Source organism: Streptococcus infantis (assembly GCF_047460685.1).
Taxonomy (GTDB): Bacteria; Bacillota; Bacilli; order Lactobacillales; family Streptococcaceae; genus Streptococcus; species Streptococcus infantis_AD.
On record NZ_JASHFS010000002.1, the window covers coordinates 36313 to 59210 of the forward strand.

Sequence of the window (22898 nt, forward strand, 5' to 3'; positions counted from 1 at the left end):
AAGAGGTTGGGACAAAAGATCCCGACCTCACTTTTTATTAGCAATCAAACTTTGATGCGGTAGCTGATTGAACTTTCTGTTCGTCTTTTATACTCTTCGAAAATCTCTTCAAACCACGTCAGCGTCGCCTAGCCGTAGGTATGTTACTGACTTCGTCAGTTCTATCAACAACCTCAAAACAGTGTTTTGAGCTGACTTCGTCAGTTCTATCTACAACCTCAAAGCAGTGCTTTGAGCAGCCTGCGGCTAGTTTCCTAGTTTGCTCTTTGATTTTCATTGAGTATTAGACTCCAAAAAGATCCTAATCATCCTCGCGAGGCTGGGACTACGAAATCGAGACTTTGTCTATCGATTTCTGTCCCACCGCCTTTTTTAGTAAAACCATTCACTAAATGTACATTCAGATTTTTAAACTTTTCTACAAATTATAGAAAAAAGAATCAAAAGTATGATTTTTATGCTGCCAGTATTGAAGTTTCTTATATTATTTTATAAAATAGAAGCAAAATACTACTGAAAAAGTAGAGCGCTTACACAAAAATGGAAGCGGTTACGAATATAAGGAGGATCTTATGGGAAAAGGTCATTGGAATCGAAAAAGAGTGTATAGTATCCGGAAATTTACCGTTGGAACTTGCTCTGTAGTCATCGGTACTTGCTCAGTCTTATTTGGAGCAAGTGTAGCTGGTGCAAATCCAGTAGCTGCGGAAGAAACTCCGATTACAGTTGCTACAGAAAAAGTAGCGGATGATTCTCATAAAGAGGAACTTGGTGAAACAAGAAGTCCAGAACAGCCAGCATCAACTGAATCAGCTGCAAGTGAAGTTGCTACACCAGCTCATGCAGTTGAAAAGGCACAGGACGACCAAACTCTACAATCAGATTCTGATAAAAAAGTGGATTCCATGCTAGATAAGAAATCTCAAGTAATTACTCAAGATCAATCTTCTCAAACGGAAAAACCGGACCTAAAACCGGCTACCAGCGAGGAGGTAAATCAATTGGTTGAGGATCGTAAAGTAGAATTTAACCAAAACTGGCATTTTAAACTCAATGCTAATGCCAAAGACGCCATCAAGCCAGATGCCGATGTATCAAGCTGGAAGAAATTAGACCTTCCTCATGACTGGAGTATCTATAACGACTTCGACCATCAGTCTCCTGCCCAAAATGAGGGTGGACAACTGAATGGTGGGGATGCTTGGTATCGCAAGACCTTTAAATTAGATGAAAAAGACCTAAACAAGAATATTCGCCTAGTCTTTGATGGTGTTTATATGGATTCGCAAGTCTATGTAAACGGTCAGCTAGTTGGTCACTATCCAAATGGTTACAACCAATTCTCTTATGACATCACTGATTATCTCAATAAAGACGGTCGTGAAAATGTCGTAGCTGTACATGCGGTTAATAAACAACCAAGTAGCCGTTGGTACTCAGGAAGTGGTATCTATCGTGATGTTACTCTTCAAGTGACAGACAAATTGCATGTTGCCAAAAACGGTACAACCATCTTAACTCCAGACCTTGAAAAACAACAAAATGGTAAGGTTGACACTCACGTATCAAGTAAGATTGTCAATACAGATGACAAAGATCATGAAATTGTTGCTGAATACCAAATTATTGAACGAAATGGTCAGGCTGTAACGGACGTGGTTCGTACAGATAGTCAAGTCTTGAAAGCTCATCAATCAACTAGTCTAAATGCTATTTTGCAAGTTGAGAAACCAAAACTTTGGACAGTCCTTAACGACAAGCCTGCCCTTTATGAATTGGTAACTCGTGTCTATCGTGATGGCCAGTTGGTAGATGCTAAGAAAGATTTATTTGGTTATCGTTATTACAATTGGACTCCAAACGAAGGCTTCTCTTTGAATGGTGAACGCATTAAATTCCACGGTGTTTCTCTTCACCATGACCACGGGGCCCTAGGAGCAGAAGAAAACTATAAGGCAGAATACCGTCGTCTTAAACAGATGAAGGATATGGGTGTGAACTCTATCCGTACAACCCACAACCCAGCTAGTGAGCAGACCTTACAAATTGCTGCAGAGCTTGGTTTGTTGGTTCAAGAAGAAGCTTTTGATACTTGGTATGGTGGTAAGAAACAGTATGACTATGGCCGCTTCTTTGAAAAAGATGCCACTCACCCAGAAGCTAAAAAAGGTGAAAAATGGTCTGATTTTGACTTGCGTACCATGGTCGAAAGAGGTAAGAACAACCCGGCTATCTTCATGTGGTCTATCGGTAATGAAATCGGTGAAGCTTCAGGAGATCCACATTCTCTAGCGACTGTTAAGCGTTTGGTCAAGGTCATCAAAGACGTTGACAAGACTCGCTATGTCACAATGGGAGCAGATAAATTCCGCTTCGGTGATGGTAGCGGTGGACATGAGAAAATCGCTGACGAACTGGATGCGGTTGGATTTAACTATTCAGAAGATAACTACAAGAAACTGCGTGCTAAACATCCAAACTGGTTGATTTACGGTTCAGAAACTTCTTCTGCAACTCGTACTCGTGGTAGCTATTTCCGTCCAGAAAGTGAACTAGTCCACAGCAATCAAGCTTACCGTCATTATGAGCAGTCTGACTACGGTAATGACCGTGTTGGTTGGGGTAAAACAGCCACTGCATCTTGGACTTTTGACCGTGACAATGCTGGTTATGCTGGTCAGTTTATCTGGACGGGTACCGACTATATCGGTGAGCCTACTCCGTGGCACAACCAAAACAATACGCCAGTTAAGAGTTCTTACTTCGGTATCGTAGATACAGCCGGAATTCCAAAGAATGACTACTACTTGTACCAAAGCCAATGGGTTTCTGCTCAGAAGAAACCAATGGTTCACCTGCTTCCTCACTGGAACTGGGAAGACTCTAGTCTGAAAGAGAATGTAGCTGATGCAGATGGTAAGATTCCTGTTCGTGCATTTTCAAACGCTGCAAGTGTGGAATTATTCTTGAATGGTGAATCTCTAGGCAAGAAGACATTTAACAAAAAACAAACAAGTGATGGACGTACTTATCAAGAAGGTGCCAATGCCAAGGAACTTTACCTTGAGTGGAAGGTTGCTTATCAACCTGGAACCCTGGAAGCAGTAGCTCGTGATGAAGCAGGTAATGAAATTGCTCGTGATAAGATTACGACTGCTGGAGAGCCTGCAGGTGTTCGCTTAGTCAAAGAAGAACATGCTATTGCAGCAGACGGGAAAGACCTCACTTATATTTACTATGAAATAGTTGACCAGGCTGGTAATGTAGTTCCTACAGCTAACAACCTTGTGCGCTTCCAGTTGCATGGTCAAGGTCAAATTGTCGGTGTGGATAACGGTGAACAAGCTAGCCGTGAGCGTTACAAAGAACAAGCAGACGGTTCATGGATCCGTAAGGCCTTCAATGGTAAGGGTGTTGTCATTGTTAAATCAACTGAGCAAGCTGGTAAATTTACTTTGACTGCTCACTCTGATCTCTTGAAATCTGCTCAAACTACTATCTTCACAGGTAAGAAAGAGCAAGCTGAAAAAACAGTTTTGGGTACAGAAGTACCTAAAGTACGTACGGTTATCGGGCAAGCACCAAAAATGCCTAAGAAAGTGGCCTTTATCTACAGTGACGGCAGTCGTGCAAAACTTCCAGTAGAGTGGTCAGCAGTTGATATCAACGAACCAGGAATTGTTACTGTTAAAGGTGTGGCAGAAGGACGTGAAGTAGAAGCGCGTGTTGAAGTCTTGGCACTCGAAGCAGAACTGCCTGTCGTTAAGAGAATCGCTCCAAATACAGACCTAAATTCAGTTGACAAATCTGTTTCCTACGTATTATCAGATGGTACTGTAGCAAGCTATGATGTTAATAAGTGGGAAATTGCAGCTGAAGACCAAGCTAAACTAGCAATCCCAGGCTCTCGCATCCCAGCAAAAGGTATTTTAGAAGATGAAGAAATCGCTGCGACCTTGGTAGTTGCAGAAGGGGAAGCTGCTAATCCAGTAGTTCCAAGTGTAACTGTAGCAGATCAAGCTGTTGAAGGTCTTTCAACAGACCAACCTGTAAAATATCACAAGCTTGCTTATGGAGCAGCCTTGCCAGAGGTCAAAGCTACAGCTGAAAATGCTCAAGTGACAGTTATTCAAGCTAATGAAGCAAATGGTATGCGTGCAAGCATCCATGTTCAACCAAACGATGGTGGCCCACTACAAATCTATGCTATCCAATTCCTACAAGAAGCTCCACAAATTGAACGTTTGAGCCTAGAAGTTGAAAATGCAGCTACTTTGAAAGAAGACCAAACTGTCGGTATCAAGGTCTTGGCTCACTATCAAGACGGTACACAAGCAGTCTTGAAGGCTGACAAGGTTAGCTTCTCAACTACAGGTGAGGGAGATGTAGCCGTTCGTAAAGGTATGCTTGAATTGCACAAACCAGGTCAAGTAACTCTGAAAGCTCAATTTGAAGGAGCAGAAGGTCAGATTGACTTGAACATTCAAGCAAATACTGAAAACAAAGTCGTACAAGCAATCCGCCCAGTCAGCGTAGTGACAGGCTTGAATCAAGAACCAAGTCTCCCAGCTACAGTAACTGTAGAGTATGACAAAGGATTTCCAAAGGTTCACAAGGTGACTTGGCAAGCAGTTGCTAAGGAAGACCTTGCTAAATACCATAGCTTTGATGTTCTTGGTAAAGTAGAAGGGCTCGAAAAAGAAGCTCATGCTAAGGTATCTGTTGAAGGTATCATTGCTGTCGAGGAAGTGAGCGTAACAACTCCAGTTGCAGAAGCTCCTCAACTACCAGAGAGTGTTCGGACTTATCACTCAAATGGCCAAGTATCTTCAGCTAAAGTAACTTGGGACGCAATTGAACCAAGCCAATACGCACAAGAAGGCAACTTTACTGTGACAGGATATGTCGAAGGTACTCAACTACCAACCAAACTTCATGTTCGTGTGTCTGCTCAGACAGAAACTGGTGCTAATATTTCTGATCAGTGGACTGGTTCAGAATTGCCACTTGCCTTTGCATCAGACTCAAATCCAAGTGACCCAGTAGCCAATGTCAATGACAAACTAATCTCATATAATAACCAACCAGCAAACCGTTGGACAAACTGGAACCGTACAAGTGAAGCTTCAGTAGGGATTCTCTTTGGTGACTCTGGTATCATGTCTAAACGTTTAGTTGATAACCTCAATGTCGCCTTCCACGAAGACCACGGTGTTGGTGCACCTAAATCCTATGTCATCGAATACTATGTTGGTTCAGCAACTCCAACAGTTCCTAAGAATCCAAGCTTCGTAGCACGTGAAGATCATGTTTTTAATGACGATAAAAACTGGAAAGAAGTAACAAATCTCAAGGCTCCAGATCAAGTAAGAGCTGGAGAAATGACCCACTTTAGCTTTGATAAAGTCAACACTTACGCAGTTCGTATCCGCATGGTTCGACCAGATGGTAAATGGGGTACTTCTATTACAGAAATGCAAGTCTTCTCTAAACAGGTAGCAGCAGCTAAGAAAGCTCAAGCACAAATCCAAGTGGATGGAAAAGATTTGCCAAACTTTAACCCAGGCTTGACTGACTACTATCTAGAAGCAAGCCAAGGAAAAGCTCCAACTGTAACAGCAAGTGTCACTGAAAATGGTATTGCAACAGTTGTACCAAGCGTAGGTGAAGGAGATCCAGTTCGTGTTGTTGTCAAGGCTGAAAACGGTGATATCCTGGGTGAATATCGTCTACACTTCACAAATGATAAAGATTTGCTCGCAAGTAAACCTGTTGCTGTTGCCAAATCCTCTCGCTTGGTTGCTAAAGGACAAACCCTTGAGCTACCAGCAAAAGTTCCTGTCTACTTCACAGGAAAATCTGACTATGAAGTGAAAGACTTGGCTGTTGATTGGGAAGCAGTCCCAGCAGAAAATCTAACAAAAGCAGGTGAATTTACAGTTCATGGTCGCGTTTTGGGTACTGATTTAACTGCTGAAGTGGCTGTACGTGTGACTGATAAACTCGGTGAAAACCTATCAGACAACCCAGACTTCGATGATGACAGCAACCGCTCATTTGCCTCAGCAACTAACGATATTGATCCAAACTCTCGTGACCGTGTGGACTATGTCAATGATGGTTCTGATGATGAAAGCCGTCGTTGGACCAACTGGTCTCCAACTCCATCTGAAAATCCAGAAGTTTCAGTAGGGGTTATCTTCAGAGAAAATGGTAAGATTGTTGAACGTACAGTAGCTGAAGGAAGCATTCGCTTCTTTGCAGATGGTGGAACAGATGCACCTTCTAAACTCGTTCTAGAACGCTATGTGGGACCAGAATTTGATTCACCAGAATATTACTCTAACTACCAACCATACGATCCAGAACATCCATTCAACACTCCTTCTAACTGGGAGAAAGTTGAATACCGTGCGGATCAAGAAGTTCAAGCAGGAACTGACATCCATGTAACCTTTGCACCAGTCAAAGCTAAAGCTATGAGATGGCGCATGGACAGAAAAGCAGACAAGAAGGGTGTGGCTATCACTGAAATGGCCTTTATCGCACCAAGTGAAGCACCAAAAGACAATACAGCTTCTAAACTTCTAGTAGATGGTAAAGAGCTTGCTGACTTCTCTGAAGCTCGTGTGGATTACCAAGTAACCTATAGTGGAAACCGTCCTAAAGTGACCGTTGAAGCTGGTGAAAACGTAGCGGCAACAGTTGTTGATAGTGGTGACGATAAACTTCCAGTCTTGGTACGTCTCGTTTCAGAAAGTGGTAAACACGTTAAGGAATACCGTATCCAATTGACCAAAGAAAAGGTTGAAACTGGAAAAGTTGCCCCAGCAGTTCAGGAAGAACTTCCTAGCCTTGAAGTGGTAGAAGAAGCAATCAGCTTTAAGTCTATTAAGCAAGATGATCCGAATCTTCCAGAAGGTGAAACTCGTGTGACTCAAGTAGGTCGTGAAGGTAAAGAACGCATCCTTACTGAAGTAGCAGTAGATGGAAGCCGTACTGAAAAACTTCGTGAAGTTGTTGAAGCAGCACAAGATGAGATTGTCTTAGTCGGAACTAAGAAAGAAGTATCAGGTAAAACTGATCCAGCTATCCACGAGGTTCCAGAATTCACAGGTGGTGTTAACGGAGCAGAAGCAGCTGTTCATGAAGTTCCAGAGTACACAGGAGCAATTGGAACAGCAGGCGACGAGCCAGCTCCAGTAGTAGAAGTTCCAGAGTACACAGGAGCAATTGGAACAGCAGGTGACGAGCCAGCTCCAGTAGTAGAAGTTCCAGAGTACACAGGAGCAATTGGAACAGCAGGTGACGAGCCAGCTCCAGTAGTAGAAGTTCCAGAGTACACAGGAGCAATTGGCACAGCAGGCGATGAAGCAGCACCAGTAGTGGAAATCCCAGAATACACAGGCAGTGTGAATGGAGCAGAAGCAGCTGTTCATGAAGTTCCAGAATACACTGAAGCTATTGGTACAGCAGGTGATGAAGCAGCACCAGTAGTAGAAGTCCCAGAATTCAAGGGTGGCGTTAACGCAGTCGAAGCAGCTGTTCATGAAATCCCAGAATACACAGGAGCTATTGGTACAGCAGGTGAAGAAGTAGCTGTTCAGGAAGTAAGCCCAGAATTCACAGGCAGTGTCAATGGAGCAGAAGCAGCTATCCATGAAGTCCCAGAATTTACTGGTGGTGTGAATGGTGAAGCAGCAGCTGTTCAAGAAGTAGGTCCAGAATTCACAGGTGGTGTCAATGGATCAGAAGGAGCTATCCATGAACTTCCAGAATTCAAAGATGAGCAGTCACAAATAGCTCTTGCTATGTCACAAGATAAGACCTACCAAGCACCTGCAAGTCATCAATACAAACTCCCAGAGACAGGCACTAAAGAAAATGCTGGCCTTGCAGCCGTAGGTGTTGTAGGAGCACTTCTTGGTATGTTTGCAATGGGCAAGAAAAGAGACGACGAATAAGATGATGTAAAAGCATCCAAGTCATAGAGAGTGGGACAGAAATCGGTAATTCGTTAGAATTCGATTTCGTCGTCCCACCTCCGCACAGTTGAGTAGGGCTGTAAAAGCTGATGAAATCAGCGTAGTAGAGCCCACTCAACCACTGCGTCTTGCTCGACAATCCAAAGACAATTGAGAGGCTAGGACTTTTGTCCCAGCCTCGATTATAAAAAGCGGACAAAACTAGTTTTCTGATAAACAGAAGCTGGTCTTGTTCGCTTTTTTATCTAAACAATTAATTGCAAAAGAAGACCAGAGATGATATTCGACAAAAAACTAAAATAACAAACTAGAGGAATTGCCTCAGAAACATGGTGAGTAAGGCATGGCTATACTGACTTGAATTCAGCTCATCTGAGGACTTTGAAAATCTCTCTAAAGTCTACAGGGATAAGCTTTCTTTCTCTCCTCAAAAGAGTTATAATAAAGATGAAAATAGGAGAAGAGGAGGAGATAGGATGGCTTATATTGAAATGAAAAACAGCTATAAGAGGTATCATACTGGTGATACAGAAATCGTAGCCAATCGAGATGTCAACTTCGAGATTGAAAAGGGAGAACTAGTCATTGTCCTTGGGTCATCTGGTGCAGGGAAGTCAACCGTTTTAAATATTCTAGGTGGTATGGATACAAACGATGAAGGGCAAGTCTGGATTGATGGAACTAATATCTCGAATTTCACTTCTCATCAGAGAACTAACTATCGTAGAGATGACGTTGGCTTTGTCTTTCAATTTTACAACTTGGTTTCTAACTTGACTGCCAAGGAAAATGTTGAGCTTGCTTCAGAAATTGTTGCCGATGCCTTGGATCCTGAGCAGGTTCTCAAGGATGTAGGTTTAGGACACCGTCTAAATAACTTTCCAGCTCAGCTGTCAGGCGGTGAGCAACAACGAGTATCCATTGCTCGAGCGGTGGCAAAAAATCCTAAAATTCTCCTTTGTGATGAACCAACGGGAGCTTTGGACTACCAGACGGGTAAGCAGGTTCTAAAGATTCTTCAAGATATGTCACGTAAGAAGGGGGCTACCGTTATCATTGTGACCCATAATGCCTCCCTAGCTCCAATAGCTGATCGGGTGATTCAGATGCATGATGCCAGTGTCAAGAGTGTTGTCCTCAATCCTCAACCACAGGATATTGATGATTTGGAGTACTAAGATGAAAAGAAAGACATATTGGAAAGACCTGCTCCAGTCTTTCACAGGTTCAAAGGGACGGTTTTTATCCATCCTAACTCTGATGATGTTAGGTTCTTTAGCCGTGGTTGGTCTCAAGGTTGCTAGTCCTAATATGGAGCGAACAGCTTGGGCTTATCTGAAAGAAACTAATGCGGCAGATATGACCGTCATAGCAGATTATGGTCTAGATCAGGCAGACCAGGAAGAATTGCAAACTCTATCAGGAGCAGATGTCGAATTTGGTTATATGACAGATTTGACTCTGGCAAACAGTGAAGATGCCATACGGATCTTTTCAAATACTGAAAAGATTTCAAAATTTCAAGTAACGGAAGGTCGTTTGCCTGAAAAAGAAGATGAATTGGCTTTGGCGGACTTTTGGAAAGATCGTTATCAGATTGGTCAAGTCATTCAGTTGAGTCAAAAGAAGGGCAGTAATTCTCAGTTGAAGCGGGATAGTTATACCATTACAGGCTTCGTCCACTCTCCAGATATTTTCTCAAAAACGGATATGGGGAGTTCAGCCAGTGGTAATGGGAATCTAGCAGCCTATGGTGTCGTAACTGAAGCAAATTTTAAGAGCTCTGTTTACACGATTGCCCGTCTGCGTTTTGCTAGTTTAACAGATGTCAATCCTTTCTCCAGTGATTACGAAAAGAAGCTAGAGGAAGAAGAAGCAACTCTAAAGAACTTAGTTGCTGATAATGGTCAAGCGCGGCTAGAAAAAATGAAAAAGGACGCTCAAGAGTCCCTTGATGAGGGCAAGAAACAGCTAGACGAGGCTGAAAGCAACTTGACAGCGGGCAAGAAACGCCTGCAGGAAGTCGAAACGCGTTTACAAGCTCAAGAAAATCAAGTGAGCCAACTACCAGAACCACAAAAAAGTCAAGCATCTAGTCAGTTAGAAGAAGCAAAAGAACAACTAAAGCAAGAAAAGGAAAAGCTGAGTCAAGCCGAAACAGATCTGGCGAGTGAAAAGGCTAAGTGGCAGACCAGTCAGGATGAGGTCAATGCTCTGACAGCGCCAACCTATCATGTCTACAATCGCAAGAGTTCTCCTACTGGTCAAGGTTATCTCATGTATAGTAACTCGGCTATGAGTATTCGTGCCGTAGGGAATATCTTCCCAGTTGTTCTCTATGCCGTAGCAGCCATGGTTACCTTTACCACCATGACCCGTTTTGTAGACGAAGAAAGAACTAATGCTGGTATCTTTAAGGCCTTAGGCTACCATAGCAAGAATATCATTGCTAAGTTTGTGATTTACGGTCTAGTTGCTGGTACTCTTGGCACCCTTCTAGGCATTCTGATTGGTCACTATGTCTTAGCACCCACAATCTCGCATATCATCACTGAGCGAATGATTGTTGGAGAGAGTCAGCAGTATTTTTACTGGACCTATAGTTGTTTAGCTCTGGGGCTAAGCTTAATAGCTAGCGTTTTACCTGCCTACCTTGTATCTCGCAGAGAATTGCATGAAGAAGCAGCACAATTATTACTACCCAAGCCACCAGTCAAGGGCTCAAAGATTCTCTTGGAGCGGATCACCTTTATCTGGTCTCATTTGAGCTTTACCCAAAAAGTTACAGCTCGTAACATTTTCCGTTACAAACAACGCATGCTGATGACCATTTTTGGAGTTGCAGGTTCAGTAGCCCTCCTCTTTGCAGGGCTTGGTATTCAATCCTCTGTGGTTGGCGTGGCCGACAGACAGTTTAAGGATCTGCAACAATACCAGATGGTTCTCTCTGTCAATTCTCGGGCTTCAGATTCTGATAAGGAAAAGCTAGAAGAAAAATTGCAGAGTGATGAAGTTGAAAACTATCGTTTAATTTCTTCCAAACAGGTTGAGGAAAAGTATGCTGGCAAGGCAGGTGTTCAAACCGTGACCATGATGGTAACGGATCAAGATGATCTGGCTCCATTTGTCCTCCTAGAAAAAAATGGGGAAAAACTGAGCTTATCTAACGGACTTGTTCTGACTGAAAAATTAGCCCAGTTGGCAGGAGTTTCCCTTGGTGACAACTTTACAATAGATGGAAAAACCTTTAAGGTTGGAGCCATTACCGAACACTACGTAGGCCATTTTGTTTATATGAATCAGGCGACCTATGAGGAGATATATGGTCAAGCTCCCAAGATGAACACCTATCTGGTCCAACTTAAGGATAAAAGTGAAGGGAATACTGAAACCGTCGCAGGAGAATTTATGGACCAGGTGGCTGTCAGTGGCCTCGTTCAAAATGCCTCAACCATTCAGCTCTTTGAAAGTTTTGCTAATTCTCTGAATCATACCATGGCGATTTTGGTGCTGGTATCGGTTCTATTAGCCATCGTGATTCTCTATAATTTGACCAATATCAATGTTGCTGAACGGATTAGGGAACTCTCAACCATCAAGGTTCTTGGTTTTCATAACAAAGAAGTGACCCTTTATATCTATCGGGAAACCATCCTATTGTCACTAATTGGAATGATTGTAGGATTGGTATCAGGCTTTTATCTCCATCAATTTCTCATTCAGATGATCGCACCCGGTACCTTCCGTTTTCAACCAAAGGTCAGCTGGGAAGTTTATCTCATTCCAGTTCTAGCCGTCAGTGTTATTTTGACCATCCTAGGAATTTTTGTCAATCATTATCTCCGAAAGGTGGATATGTTAGAAGCCCTCAAGTCTGTAGAATAATTGGTAGAGGATAAAAACAAATAAGAAAGCCCTTTGTGGCTTTTTTATTTTCATAAAAATGGTAAAATAGTAAGAGTAGAAATGGAGTTCTAGATATGAAACGAATTGATCAATTTGAAAATAAGAAAGTATTAGTCCTAGGTTTGGCTAAATCTGGTGAATCTGCAGCTCGTCTCTTGGACAAGCTAGGAGCCATCGTAACGGTGAATGATGGCAAGCCTTTTGAGGAAAATCCAGCTGCGCAAAGTCTTTTGGAAGAGGGCATCAAGGTTGTCACTGGTGGACATCCTTTGGAATTATTGGATGAAGATTTTGCCCTCATGGTAAAAAATCCAGGAATTCCTTATAGCAATCCTATGATTGAAAAAGCTCTAGAAAAAGGCATTCCAGTTTTGACAGAGGTTGAGTTGGCCTACTTGATTTCTGATGCACCCATTGTTGGAATTACTGGTTCAAATGGTAAGACAACGACCACAACCATGATTGGAGAAGTTCTGACTGCTGCGGGGCAAAATGGACTCTTATCAGGTAACATCGGTTATCCTGCAAGCCAGGTAGCTCAGACAGCAACAGATAAGGATACCCTTGTCATGGAGCTATCCTCTTTCCAACTAATGGGAATCCAAGAATTTCATCCTGAAATTGCTGTTATTACCAACCTGATGCCAACGCATATTGACTATCACGGTTCTTTTGAAGCCTATGTCGAAGCTAAGTGGAATATTCAAAGCAATATGACAGCGACTGATTACTTAGTATTGAACTTCAACCAAGACTTGGCAAAAGAATTGGCTAGCAAAACACAAGCTACCGTTGTACCATTTTCAACACAGGAAAAGGTTGATGGAGCTTATCTGGAAGATGGTCAACTCTACTTCCGTGGGGAAGTAGTCATGGCAGCGAATGAAATCGGAGTTCCAGGTAGCCACAATGTAGAAAATGCTCTTGCGACGGTTGCTGTGGCCAAGCTTCGTGGTGTGGATAACCAAACCATCAAGGAAACCTTGTCAGCCTTTGGTGGTGTCAAGCACCGTCTCCAATTTGTAGACCAAATCAATGGGGTTAAATTCTATAACGATAGTAAATCAACCAATATCTTGGCAACTCAAAAAGCCTTGTCTGGATTTGACAATAGCAAGGTTATCTTGATTGCTGGTGGTTTAGACCGTGGTAATGAGTTTGACGAATTGGTACCAGATATTACTGGACTTAAGAAAATGGTCATTCTCGGTCAGTCTGCAGAACGTGTCAAACGTGCAGCCGATAAGGCAGGTGTGGCTTATGTGGATGCAACAGATATTGCAGATGCAACCCGCAAGGCTTATGAACTTGCAGAAGAAGGAGATGTGGTTCTCCTCAGTCCTGCTAATGCTAGCTGGGATATGTATGCTAACTTTGAAGTACGTGGAGATCTTTTCATCGACACTGTAGCGGAGTTAAAGGGATAATATGAAAAAAATAGTATTTACAGGTGGGGGAACGGTTGGACACGTTACCCTCAACCTTTTGTTAATGCCTAAGTTCATCGAAGATGGCTGGGAAGTCCACTATATTGGTGATAAGAACGGAATTGAGCATCATGAAATTCTCAAGTCAGGTTTAGATGTCACCTTCCATTCTATTGCTACAGGGAAATTGCGTCGTTATTTCTCATGGCAAAATATGGTTGACGTCTTTAAGGTTGCCTTTGGAATCCTTCAATCGCTCTTTATCATGCTCCGTCTTCGTCCTCAGGCCCTCTTTTCTAAGGGGGGATTTGTATCTGTTCCTCCTGTTATTGCAGCGCGAGTATGCAGAGTGCCAGTCTTTATCCACGAGTCTGACCTCTCTATGGGATTGGCCAATAAAATTGCCTATAAGTTTGCGACTAAGATGTACTCTACTTTCGAGCAAGCGTCTAGTCTCACTAAGGTAGAACATGTAGGAGCTGTGACCAAGGTTTCTGGTCCAGTTATGGAAGAACCTGAAGAAATGGTGGATATCCGAACTTCTTTCAACGACAAGTTACCAACTCTTCTCTTTGTCGGAGGTTCTGCTGGTGCGCGTGTCTTTAACCAACTAGTCACAGACCACAAGGAAGAGTTGACTAGTCGCTACAATATCATCAACCTGACAGGGGATGCTAGTTTAAATGAACTAAGTTCAAACCTCTATCGTGTTGACTATGTTACTGACCTCTATCAACCGCTCATGAATATGGCTGATGTAGTCGTCACTCGTGGTGGTGCCAATACTATTTTTGAACTTCTTGCCATGGCTAAATTGCATGTCATTGTCCCTCTAGGGCGTGAAGCTAGCCGTGGAGATCAGATTGAAAATGCGGCTTACTTTGTGAAAAAAGGCTATGCTGAGGAGTTGCAAGAGGGCGATTTGACCTTGTCTACTTTAGAAGAAAAAGTAAGCAAGCTTTTGACCCACAAAGAAGACTACCAGAACACGATGAAGAATTCTCATGAATTAAAATCTGTGGCGGATTTTTATGCGTTACTAACAAAAGATCTATCATAAGGAAAATCGATGTCAAAGGATAAGAAACAAGAGCCAACTCAAGGCAAGGAATTGTCAGAGTGGCAAAAACGAAATCAAGAATATCTTCAAAAAAAAGCTGAAGAAGAGGCCCAACTAGCCAAAGAAAAGGCCCAAGCAGATACCAATAAAAAAGAAGTTGCAAAAGCTCCGGAAGAAGAAACCACTTTATCAGAGTGGCAGAAGCAGAACCGTGAATATCTGCGTAAAAAGGCTGAGGAAGAGACCAAGGAAGAACAAGAGTCAGACTTATCTGAAGATACTGAGGAGGAAGAGGATTTAGATTCTAATCCTGAAGAGCAGAAGGAAAGTGCAGAAGACCAGTCCTCTCCTGAAAATGAGGAGGAAACTACTGAGACAGAACAAGTAGAAGAAGACCAGTCCTCTCCTGAAAATGAGGAGGAAACTACTGAGACAGAACAAGTAGAAGAAGAGGACGAAAAATCTGAAGAAACAAAAGAAGAAGAAAAAAGATCTAAGTCTAAGAAAAAGATTGCTAAGCCTTCTATTCCAAGTGTTCATATCTGGCGTGCTGTTACGATTCTAATCCCGAGTTTGCTTTTCTTGGTCTTTTCGATCTATCTCTTGACGCCCTTCTCAACTCTGAAAAACATAGAAGTCACTGGGACAGTAGAGACCAATGCAGATCAAATCAAAGAGGCTTCAGGGATTCGTGATAGTGACTATACCTTTAGTCTACTTCTCAATAAAGACAAACATGCTGAGATGATTAAGTCCAATCACTGGATTGAATCTGCTAGCATTCACTATCAATTCCCGACCAATTTCACCATCCAGGTCAAGGAATACGGGATTATAGCTTATTATGTTTCTGGAGAGGACCATTATCCGATTCTTTCTAGTGGGACGGTGGAAACTAGTCCAGTTAGCCTAGTCAGTCTTCCAGAAACCTATATGTCTGTACTCTTTAACGATGAGCAGCAAGTCAAAACCTTGATTGAACAACTGGCTGAAATCAGCCCAGAGATTAAGCAAGCGATCAAAACGATTGAATTGGCTCCAACTAGTGTAACCAGTGATCTACTCAAGATTACCATGTATGATACGGATGAAGTTTTGGTTCCTCTATCAGAACTAGGTAAAAAATTGCCTTACTATAGTAAGATTAAACCACAATTGACAGTACCAAGTGGTATTGATATGGAAGTTGGGATCTATAGTTATAGTTTGGCGGATAAGGTACTTGAGGAGGAGAGAATCAAGGCCAAAGAAGAGGAGAAGAAAAAGCTGGAAGAAGAAAAGAAAAAACAAGAGGAACAGGGTAATCAAAACCAAACAACTCAACAATCACAGAGTCGATAAACTTGAGAACATTCTATCGGCTTGATTGTGAGTCTTGGCTTTAAAGTTTTTCGGATACTAGTTTTTACTTGACAAGTCCCGCTTTAAATAATAGAATAGTTAAAAACCTTTAAAGCAGTCCAGAGAGGCAGCTAAGGTTAGACGGTGAAAGGGTGGATTCTACCCATTTTTCGTGGAACCTTGCTGTTGGCAGGTTCCTTTTTTGTAGTCTTTTTGAAGGAAGTTGGGCTGATAAGAAAGATAAGAGGAGAAACACATGCGTGAAAGTCGCCCAGTCATAGCTCTGGATTTTCCAAGTTTTGAAGAAGCCAAGGAGTTTTTAGCCCTATTTCCAGCAGATGAAAAGCTCTATGTCAAAGTAGGAATGGAAATCTACTATGCTGTAGGGCCTGAAGTTGTCCGCTATTTGAAGTCATTAGGACATAGTGTCTTTTTGGATCTCAAACTGCATGATATTCCCAATACAGTCAAATCAACCATGAAAATCTTATCCAACCTAGGAGTTGATATGACCAATGTGCAGGCAGCAGGTGGAGTTGAGATGATGCAGGCAGCGCGTGAAGGATTGGGAGACAAGGGGATTCTCATAGCGGTGACCCAATTAACCTCAACCTCGGAAGAACAAATGCAGGAGTGTCAAAATATCCAAACTAGCCTCCAAGAGTCGGTTATCCACTATGCCCAGAAAACAGCTGAAGCTGGTCTAGATGGAGTCGTTTGCTCGGCTCAAGAAGCCAAGCTCATCAAACAAGCAACTCATGAAGACTTTATCTGTCTGACACCAGGGATTCGCCCAAGAGGGACAGAAGCAGGAGATCAAAAACGGGTAGTAACCCCAGGACAAGCTTACCAGATTGGCAGTGACTACATCGTAGTTGGCCGTCCGATTACGCAAGCAGCTGATCCAGTCGCAGCCTACCATGCCATCAAAGAAGAATGGACACAAGATTGGGTTTAAAAAGAAGATTCATTTAACACTATAAATAAAAAGGAGCACACCATGACACTTGCTAAAGACATTGCTAGCCATCTATTGAAAATTCAAGCCGTTTACCTCAAGCCAGAAGAACCTTTTACTTGGGCATCAGGCATTAAGTCACCGATTTATACGGACAACCGTGTAACGCTTGCTTACCCAGAAACGCGTAGCTTGATTGAAAATGGTTTTGTGGAAGCCATCAAGGCAGAATTCCCAGAAGTAGAAGTGATTGCAGGAACAGCGACTGCGGGCATTCCGCATGGTGCCATCATCGCTGACAAGATGAACTTGCCATTTGCCTATATCCGTAGCAAACCAAAAGATCACGGTGCTGGAAATCAAATCGAAGGCCATGTAGCCCAAGGACAAAAAATGGTCGTTGTTGAAGATTTGATTTCAACGGGTGGTTCAGTTCTCGAAGCTGTAGCAGCTGCTAAACGTGAAGGGGCTGATGTCCTTGGTGTTGTGGCTATCTTCAGCTATCAATTGCCAAAAGCAGACAAGAACTTTGTAGATGCTGGTGTCAAACTAGTAACACTTTCAAACTACAGCGAGCTCATTCACCTAGCCCAAGAAGAAGGTTATATCACACCAGAAGGACTTGACCTCCTCAAACGATTTAAAGAAGACCAAGAAAATTGGCAAAATGCTTAAAAAATAGAAAATCAGGTAGTCGCTAGGATTACCTGATTTCTTTTTGTGATTTCATTGGATGTTATACTCAATGAAAATCAAAGAGCAAACTAGGAAGCTAACCGCAGGCTGCTCAAAGTACAGCTTTGAGGTTGCAGATAAAGCTGACGTGGTTTGAATTTGATTTTCGAAGAGTATTAGTCAACTTTTCCGCCTTCAACAACCAGGTCATCTGCTTTAGCAGCATCACCGTAAGTTGGGTGAAGTGTTTTTTCATAATCCTTGTGGAAGAAGTTTTCCTTACCTAATTTCTCGATTTCTTGATTGATGTAGTCAAGAAGTTCTTGGTTACCTTTTTGAACTGCTGGTGCAATGGTATCTGGGTTACCTAGAGAAGTAATTCCTACTTCAAATCCTTTATTTTCAAGCGCCCAAGCTAGGACTTCAGTATTGTCAGTAGAAAAGGCATCTCCACGTCCATCAAGAAGGGCTTGATAGGCATCGCTATATTGGTCATATTTTTGAAGTTTTACTTCTGGGTGATTTTTCTCAAAGTAAGTTTCAGCAGTAGTTCCTTTTGTAACGATCAAGGTTTTGCCTTCAAGTTCTTTAACGTCTTTGATGACTTTATCTTTTGGTGACACAACACCGAGAGAAACTTTCATGTAAGGAAGGGCAAAGTCAACTTGTTTTTTACGTTCGTCAGTAACTGTGAAGTTGGCAAGTGTGATATCAACCTTGTTTGAAATCAAGTATTCAGCACGGTTAGCTGCATCCACTGATACATATTTCGGTTTGACACCAAGGTCTTGTGCTAATTGGTTACCAAGTTCGATATCGTAACCTTGGTAAGAACCATCGTTGTCAACATAACCAAATGGTTTTTTATCTCCAAATACCGCGATTCGAAGTTCGCCACTTTTCTTAATTTCATCAATGGTACGAGCTTTGGCAGTTGCCTTAGTAGATGAAGCATCAGAGCTTCCGCCTGAACTACAAGCTGTGACGAAGATAAGCGCAAATGCTAGGGCAAAAACAGTTAAAATTGGTTTAAGTAGTTTCATAATAATCTCCTTTATTGATTATAGATATGAGCCAAACTGGCTAAAGTCAAAGACGTTTAAAAATTCTTGTGCTCGTTTGGTTTGTGGATTTGTGAAGAATTCTTGAGCAGTTCCTTCTTCAGCAATTTTTCCTTGGTCTAGAAAGATAATGCGGTCCGCAATGGCTTGGGCAAACTGCATTTCATGGGTTACCAAAATCATGGTACGACCTTCTTGGGCCAAGTCATTGATGAGTTCTAGAACCTCACGCACCATTTCTGGATCCAGTGAAGCAGTTACTTCGTCAAAGAGGATAATTTCTGGATGCATGAGCAGGGCACGGACGATCGCAACCCGTTGCTTTTGTCCACCAGATAATTGACGAGCGAAGCTATGTTTTTTGTCTAGAAGTCCAACTCGTTCCAGTAGTTGTAGAGCTTCTTCAGTAACCTCTTTTTTGTCTCTCCCTTGAGCCTTGATAGGGCCTAGGATGAGGTTTTGAAGGACATCCAAGTGAGGAAAGAGTTCATAACTTTGAAAGACCATACCAATCTTTTGGCGAACCAGGTGAAAATCTTTTTTATTTTCAACGATGGACTGGCCATCCAGCAGGATATCTCCTCCTTGAATACTTTCTAAACCATTGAGACAGCGAAGAAGGGTACTTTTCCCACAGCCAGATGGTCCTAGGATGACGACCACTTCCCCCTTTTTAATATCTAAAGAAAGTCCTTGGAGGATAGGATTGTCTCCGAAGGATTTTTTTAGTTCCTTGATTTCTAAAATAGTTTCAGACATTTAGTTCCTCCAATGTTTTTCTAGATGAGTAGATAGTTTGGAAATAGGGAAGCAAACTGCGAAATATAAGACTAGGATGGTTCCGTAAATCCAAAAGGAAGCGGTTGGGATGGTTAAGCGATTGCTATCAATGATTTGTTGTCCAACCTTGGTAACTTCAACAACCCCAATCAAAACAACCAAGGAAGTTGTTTTAATCATACGAGTGACAAGATTGATGGCTTGCGGTAGAAGCCTTCTCAAAACTTGAGGGATAATGATATGGTAGTAGAGTTGCACTTTAGTTAAGCCAAGCGCCTGCCCACTCTCAAACTGATGTTTGGGAAGGGAAGTGATGGCACCACGAACCAAGTCCCCCATCTCAGCTGTTCCCCAAAGAGTGAAAACGATAATAGCAGAAGCCTCACCAGAGATATTGATATTAAAGTTTCGAGCCAAGCCAAAGTAAACGATGAAAAGGAGCACTAGCTGCGGCATGATACGGATAAATTCTAGATATAAGCGTGTCAAGAAGCGAATCACTCTAGAATGAGAAGTCATGATAATTCCCATCACCGTTCCGAAAATCATGGATAAGAGGACAGACAGGATAGAAATACCAATCGTGACGCCCAATCCCTGTAAGATTCTCAGGAGATTATTTCCCTGAAAGAGTACTTGCATTCCCGAATCCTGCATGACGGAGCCTCCTTTCTATCCAACTAAAGACTAGCGAAATAGGTAGAAGCATGATAAGGTAAGCAACCACCAACATAGCTAACGCAATATCTGTCTCATAGTAGAGTCCTATCAAATCCTTAGCAACATACATAAGGTCAGCAAGGGCAACTGCTGAGAAGACAGATGTTTCCTTTATGAGGAAAATAACATTGGCACTAAAGGATGGTAGAGCAACCGCTGTCGCTTGTGGCAGAACCACGTAGCGAAAAACCTGAAATGGAGTAAGCCCAATGGCTAAACCGATTTCATGCTGGGTTTGACTGACTGCTTCTAGCCCGCTTCGGAAGGATTCTGCCATGTAGGAACCACCTAAAAAGATGAGCCCGACTGTTGCACAGACTTCTGAAGAAAGAACAATCCCTATTCTAGGTAGGCCGAAGTAGAGAAAGAAAAGTTGTATCAAAAGGGGTGTATTTCGTGAAAGTTCGATATAGGCTGTTGCCAACTGGGAAAAAACAGGAAGGCGGTAATGCCGGATGACACTGACGATGAGCCCCAGCAAAAAAGAACCTAGAATTCCCCAAACTGCAATATGCAAGGTCAGAAAGAATGCCTTTTGATAGAGTGGTAGATATTGTTCAACAATGGACCAATCCAAAAGTAGAACCTCCCATCTAGAAAAATGATACAGTTATTGTAGCATTAAAAGAGAGCTTTGGATAATATGTATTTTTTATTGCCGTTATAAGGATTTTTTATCATAGACATAAAATTTCTGAAATTTCCAAACAAAATATTTGAAAAGTTTTGAAAAAAGAGTTAAGATGTTTTTGTAATATACAAAGTAAGCGCTTACTTATTAAGGAGGATATTTTATGTCATATAAAACAAGCAATGCAGAAGGTCATGTAGATTTCATCAATACCTATGATTTAGAGCCCATGGCGCAACAAGTTATTCCTAAAGCAGCATTTGGCTATATCGCTAGTGGAGCAGAAGATACCTTTACTTTACGGGAGAACATCCGTGCCTTTAACCACAAACTCATCGTTCCGCATACGCTTTGTGATGTGGAAAATCCAAGTACAGAGATTGAATTTGCAGGTGAAAAATTGTCTTCACCAATCATTATGGCGCCTGTTGCGGCTCATAAATTGGCAAATGAACAAGGTGAAGTAGCTACTGCGCGTGGTGTACATGAGTTTGGTTCTCTTTATACAACCAGCTCTTACTCTACTGTAGATCTTCCAGAAATTACAGAAGCTCTTCAAGGGACACCTCACTGGTTCCAATTTTACTTTAGTAAGGATGACGGTATCAACCGCCATATCATGGACCGTGTGAAGGCTGAGAGGTATAAAGCGATTGTCTTGACAGCAGATGCTACTGTAGGGGGCAATCGTGAGGTGGACAAGCGTAATGGCTTTGTATTCCCAGTTGGTATGCCAATCGTAGAAGAATATCTACCTGAAGGTGCTGGTAAGTCAATGGACTTTGTCTACAAATCAGCTAAACAACGCCTGTCTCCACGAGATGTAGAATTCATCGCTGAATACTCAGGCCTACCCGTTTACGTTAAAGGTCCCCAATGCCGTGAAGATGTTGAACGTTCTCTTGCTGCAGGTGCATCTGGTATCTGGGTAACCAACCACGGTGGACGTCAAATCGATGGTGGCCCAGCCGCCTTTGACTCACTTCAAGAAGTTGCTGAAGCAGTTGACAAACGTGTACCGATTGTCTTTGACTCTGGTATTCGTCGTGGTCAACATGTCTTTAAAGCCTTGGCTTCAGGAGCAGACTTGGTAGCAATTGGGCGTCCTGCTATTTATGGTTTGGCTCTTGGTGGTAGTGTTGGTGTTCGTCAAGTATTTGAGCACTTGAATGCAGAATTGAAGACAGTCATGCAGTTATCCGGAACTCAGACTATTGAGGATGTCAAACACTTCAAGCTCCGTCACAATCCATACAACCCAACCTTCCCAGTTGACCCACGTGACTTAAAATTGTATTGATAAAAGAAATTTCCTCCACTAATGTGGAGGTTTTTGCTTGTGTTTTATACTCTTCGAAAATCTCTTCAAACCGCGTCAACGTCGCCTTGCCGTACTCAAGTACAGACTGCGGCTAGTTTCCTAGTTTGCTCTTTGATTTTCATTGAGTATTAATCACTTTTGTCATGAAGAATAAAAAAAGAGAAAGATTTGAATTTTATAATTGACAAATGTAGATTTTAAGAGTATACTGATAATTGTAATTGACAAATGTAGATTTTGGAGGTGTGCTGATGCAGATTTCGGATGCAGAATGGCAGGTCATGAAGATTATCTGGATGCAGGGAGAACAGACTAGTACTGATCTCATAAAAGTATTAGAGAAAAGGTTTAGCTGGTCTAAATCCACGATCCAGACACTCTTAGCCCGTCTGGTAGAGAAAGAATGTTTGACTCGGGAAAAACAGGGCAAGTCCTTTGTCTATTCGTCCCTTTTAACGCTAGATGATAGTAAGGGCTTAATGGTTCAGGATATCAAAGACAAGCTTTGTTCTCGAAGAATAAAGCTCTTGCTAGCTGATTTGATTGAAGAATGTGACTTTACCCTAGCTGACTTGGAAGGCTTGGAAGAAGTAATTTCAAAGAAAAAAGCAAGTGCTGTAACAGAAGTAAGATGTAATTGTATGTAAAGGAGACGCTATGTTAAATCTATTTGTATCTATTATTGTTCTAGGATTGATTGCTTTTATCCTCTTTTGGTTTTTCAAAAAACCTCAAGAAGACGGTAAGAGAGCTCAACAAAAGAATGGCTATCAAGAAATTCGAGTGGAAGTCATGGGGGGATATACTCCAGGAACTATTATTCTAAAAAAATCGCAACCTGCTCGCATTATTTTCGATCGAAAAGATCCTTCACCTTGCTTGGACCAAATCGTTTTTCCAGACTTTGGAGTGCATGCAAATCTGCCTATGGGAGACCAATATGTGGTTGAAATCACTCCTGAAGAAGCAGGTGAGTATGGTTTCTCTTGTGGCATGAATATGATGCACGGTAAGATGATTGTAGAATAGGAGA

At 42.1% G+C, this 22898-nt stretch carries 14 protein-coding genes and 3 pseudogenes; 13 read left to right on the forward strand and 4 right to left on the reverse strand.

What is annotated here, in order from left to right; translation table 11 throughout:
• Nucleotides 1–572 precede the first annotated feature (572 nt).
• The 10 genes and pseudogenes from QM917_RS01070 to pyrE form a co-directional block, all read left to right on the forward strand.
• Nucleotides 573–741, forward strand: a pseudogene (locus QM917_RS01070) (YSIRK-type signal peptide-containing protein); the annotation flags it as partial.
• A pseudogene (gene bgaA / locus QM917_RS01075) lies at nt 720–7349 on the forward strand (LPXTG-anchored adhesin/beta-galactosidase BgaA); the annotation flags it as partial. The pseudogenes QM917_RS01070 and bgaA, both read left to right, overlap by 22 nt.
• Before the next feature lie 36 nt (nt 7350–7385).
• Nucleotides 7386–7964, forward strand: a pseudogene (locus QM917_RS01080) (SIALI-17 repeat-containing surface protein); the annotation flags it as partial.
• A gap of 497 nt (nt 7965–8461) precedes the next feature.
• Nucleotides 8462–9163 carry an ABC transporter ATP-binding protein gene (locus QM917_RS01085; RefSeq protein WP_153225307.1) on the forward strand — a complete coding sequence of 234 codons (702 nt, stop codon included), beginning with the start codon at nt 8462–8464 and terminating at the stop codon, nt 9161–9163.
• A gap of 1 nt (nt 9164) precedes the next feature.
• The gene (locus QM917_RS01090) at nt 9165–11870 is read left to right on the forward strand and encodes an FtsX-like permease family protein (protein ID WP_414284416.1); all 2706 of its coding nucleotides are present in this window, start codon (nt 9165–9167) and stop codon (nt 11868–11870) included.
• Nucleotides 11871–11965: 95 nt separating this feature from the next.
• Nucleotides 11966–13318 carry a UDP-N-acetylmuramoyl-L-alanine--D-glutamate ligase gene (murD, locus tag QM917_RS01095; RefSeq protein ID WP_049549388.1) on the forward strand — a complete coding sequence of 451 codons (1353 nt, stop codon included), beginning with the start codon at nt 11966–11968 and terminating at the stop codon, nt 13316–13318.
• Nucleotide 13319: 1 nt separating this feature from the next.
• Nucleotides 13320–14378, forward strand: coding sequence for a UDP-N-acetylglucosamine--N-acetylmuramyl-(pentapeptide) pyrophosphoryl-undecaprenol N-acetylglucosamine transferase (locus tag QM917_RS01100; RefSeq protein WP_414284417.1), 1059 nt, complete (start codon nt 13320–13322; stop codon nt 14376–14378).
• A 9-nt stretch (nt 14379–14387) separates the two neighbouring features.
• The gene (locus QM917_RS01105) at nt 14388–15719 is read left to right on the forward strand and encodes a cell division protein FtsQ/DivIB (protein WP_414284419.1); all 1332 of its coding nucleotides are present in this window, start codon (nt 14388–14390) and stop codon (nt 15717–15719) included.
• A gap of 256 nt (nt 15720–15975) precedes the next feature.
• Nucleotides 15976–16677 carry an orotidine-5'-phosphate decarboxylase gene (pyrF, locus tag QM917_RS01110; protein ID WP_414284421.1) on the forward strand — a complete coding sequence of 234 codons (702 nt, stop codon included), beginning with the start codon at nt 15976–15978 and terminating at the stop codon, nt 16675–16677.
• A gap of 42 nt (nt 16678–16719) precedes the next feature.
• Nucleotides 16720–17352, forward strand: a complete 633-nt coding sequence (pyrE, locus tag QM917_RS01115; protein WP_075232221.1) for an orotate phosphoribosyltransferase — start codon at nt 16720–16722, stop codon at nt 17350–17352.
• Between the two features lie 176 nt (nt 17353–17528).
• Here pyrE and QM917_RS01120 read toward each other — a convergent pair whose 3' ends face one another.
• Genes QM917_RS01120 through QM917_RS01135 form a run of 4 tightly spaced genes read right to left on the reverse strand, consistent with a single transcriptional unit; the run spans nt 17529 to nt 20490 of the window.
• A complete protein-coding gene (locus tag QM917_RS01120) occupies nt 17529–18395 on the reverse strand; it encodes a cysteine ABC transporter substrate-binding protein (protein ID WP_153225300.1) in 867 nt (288 codons plus the stop codon).
• A gap of 18 nt (nt 18396–18413) precedes the next feature.
• Nucleotides 18414–19172, reverse strand: a complete 759-nt coding sequence (locus QM917_RS01125; RefSeq protein WP_004252334.1) for an amino acid ABC transporter ATP-binding protein — start codon at nt 19170–19172, stop codon at nt 18414–18416.
• Complete coding sequence (locus QM917_RS01130; protein ID WP_075232219.1) at nt 19173–19850, reverse strand: amino acid ABC transporter permease; 678 nt, start codon at nt 19848–19850, stop codon at nt 19173–19175.
• Entirely contained in the window at nt 19810–20490 is a 681-nt protein-coding gene (locus tag QM917_RS01135; protein ID WP_000384100.1) for an amino acid ABC transporter permease, read from the reverse strand. The genes QM917_RS01130 and QM917_RS01135 overlap by 41 nt, the downstream gene beginning before the upstream one ends.
• Nucleotides 20491–20707: 217 nt before the next feature.
• Here QM917_RS01135 and lctO point away from each other — a divergent pair, with 217 nt between their 5' ends.
• The 3 genes from lctO (at nt 20708) to QM917_RS01150 (ending at nt 22894) form a co-directional block, all read left to right on the forward strand.
• Entirely contained in the window at nt 20708–21844 is a 1137-nt protein-coding gene (lctO, locus tag QM917_RS01140) for an L-lactate oxidase (RefSeq protein WP_075232218.1), read from the forward strand.
• Between the two features lie 272 nt (nt 21845–22116).
• Entirely contained in the window at nt 22117–22512 is a 396-nt protein-coding gene (locus QM917_RS01145) for a CopY/TcrY family copper transport repressor (RefSeq protein ID WP_075232217.1), read from the forward strand.
• Between the two features lie 10 nt (nt 22513–22522).
• Nucleotides 22523–22894: a cupredoxin domain-containing protein gene (locus QM917_RS01150; protein WP_075232216.1), complete on the forward strand. Its 372-nt coding sequence runs from the start codon at nt 22523–22525 to the stop codon at nt 22892–22894.
• The last annotated feature ends 4 nt before the right edge of the window (nt 22895–22898 follow it).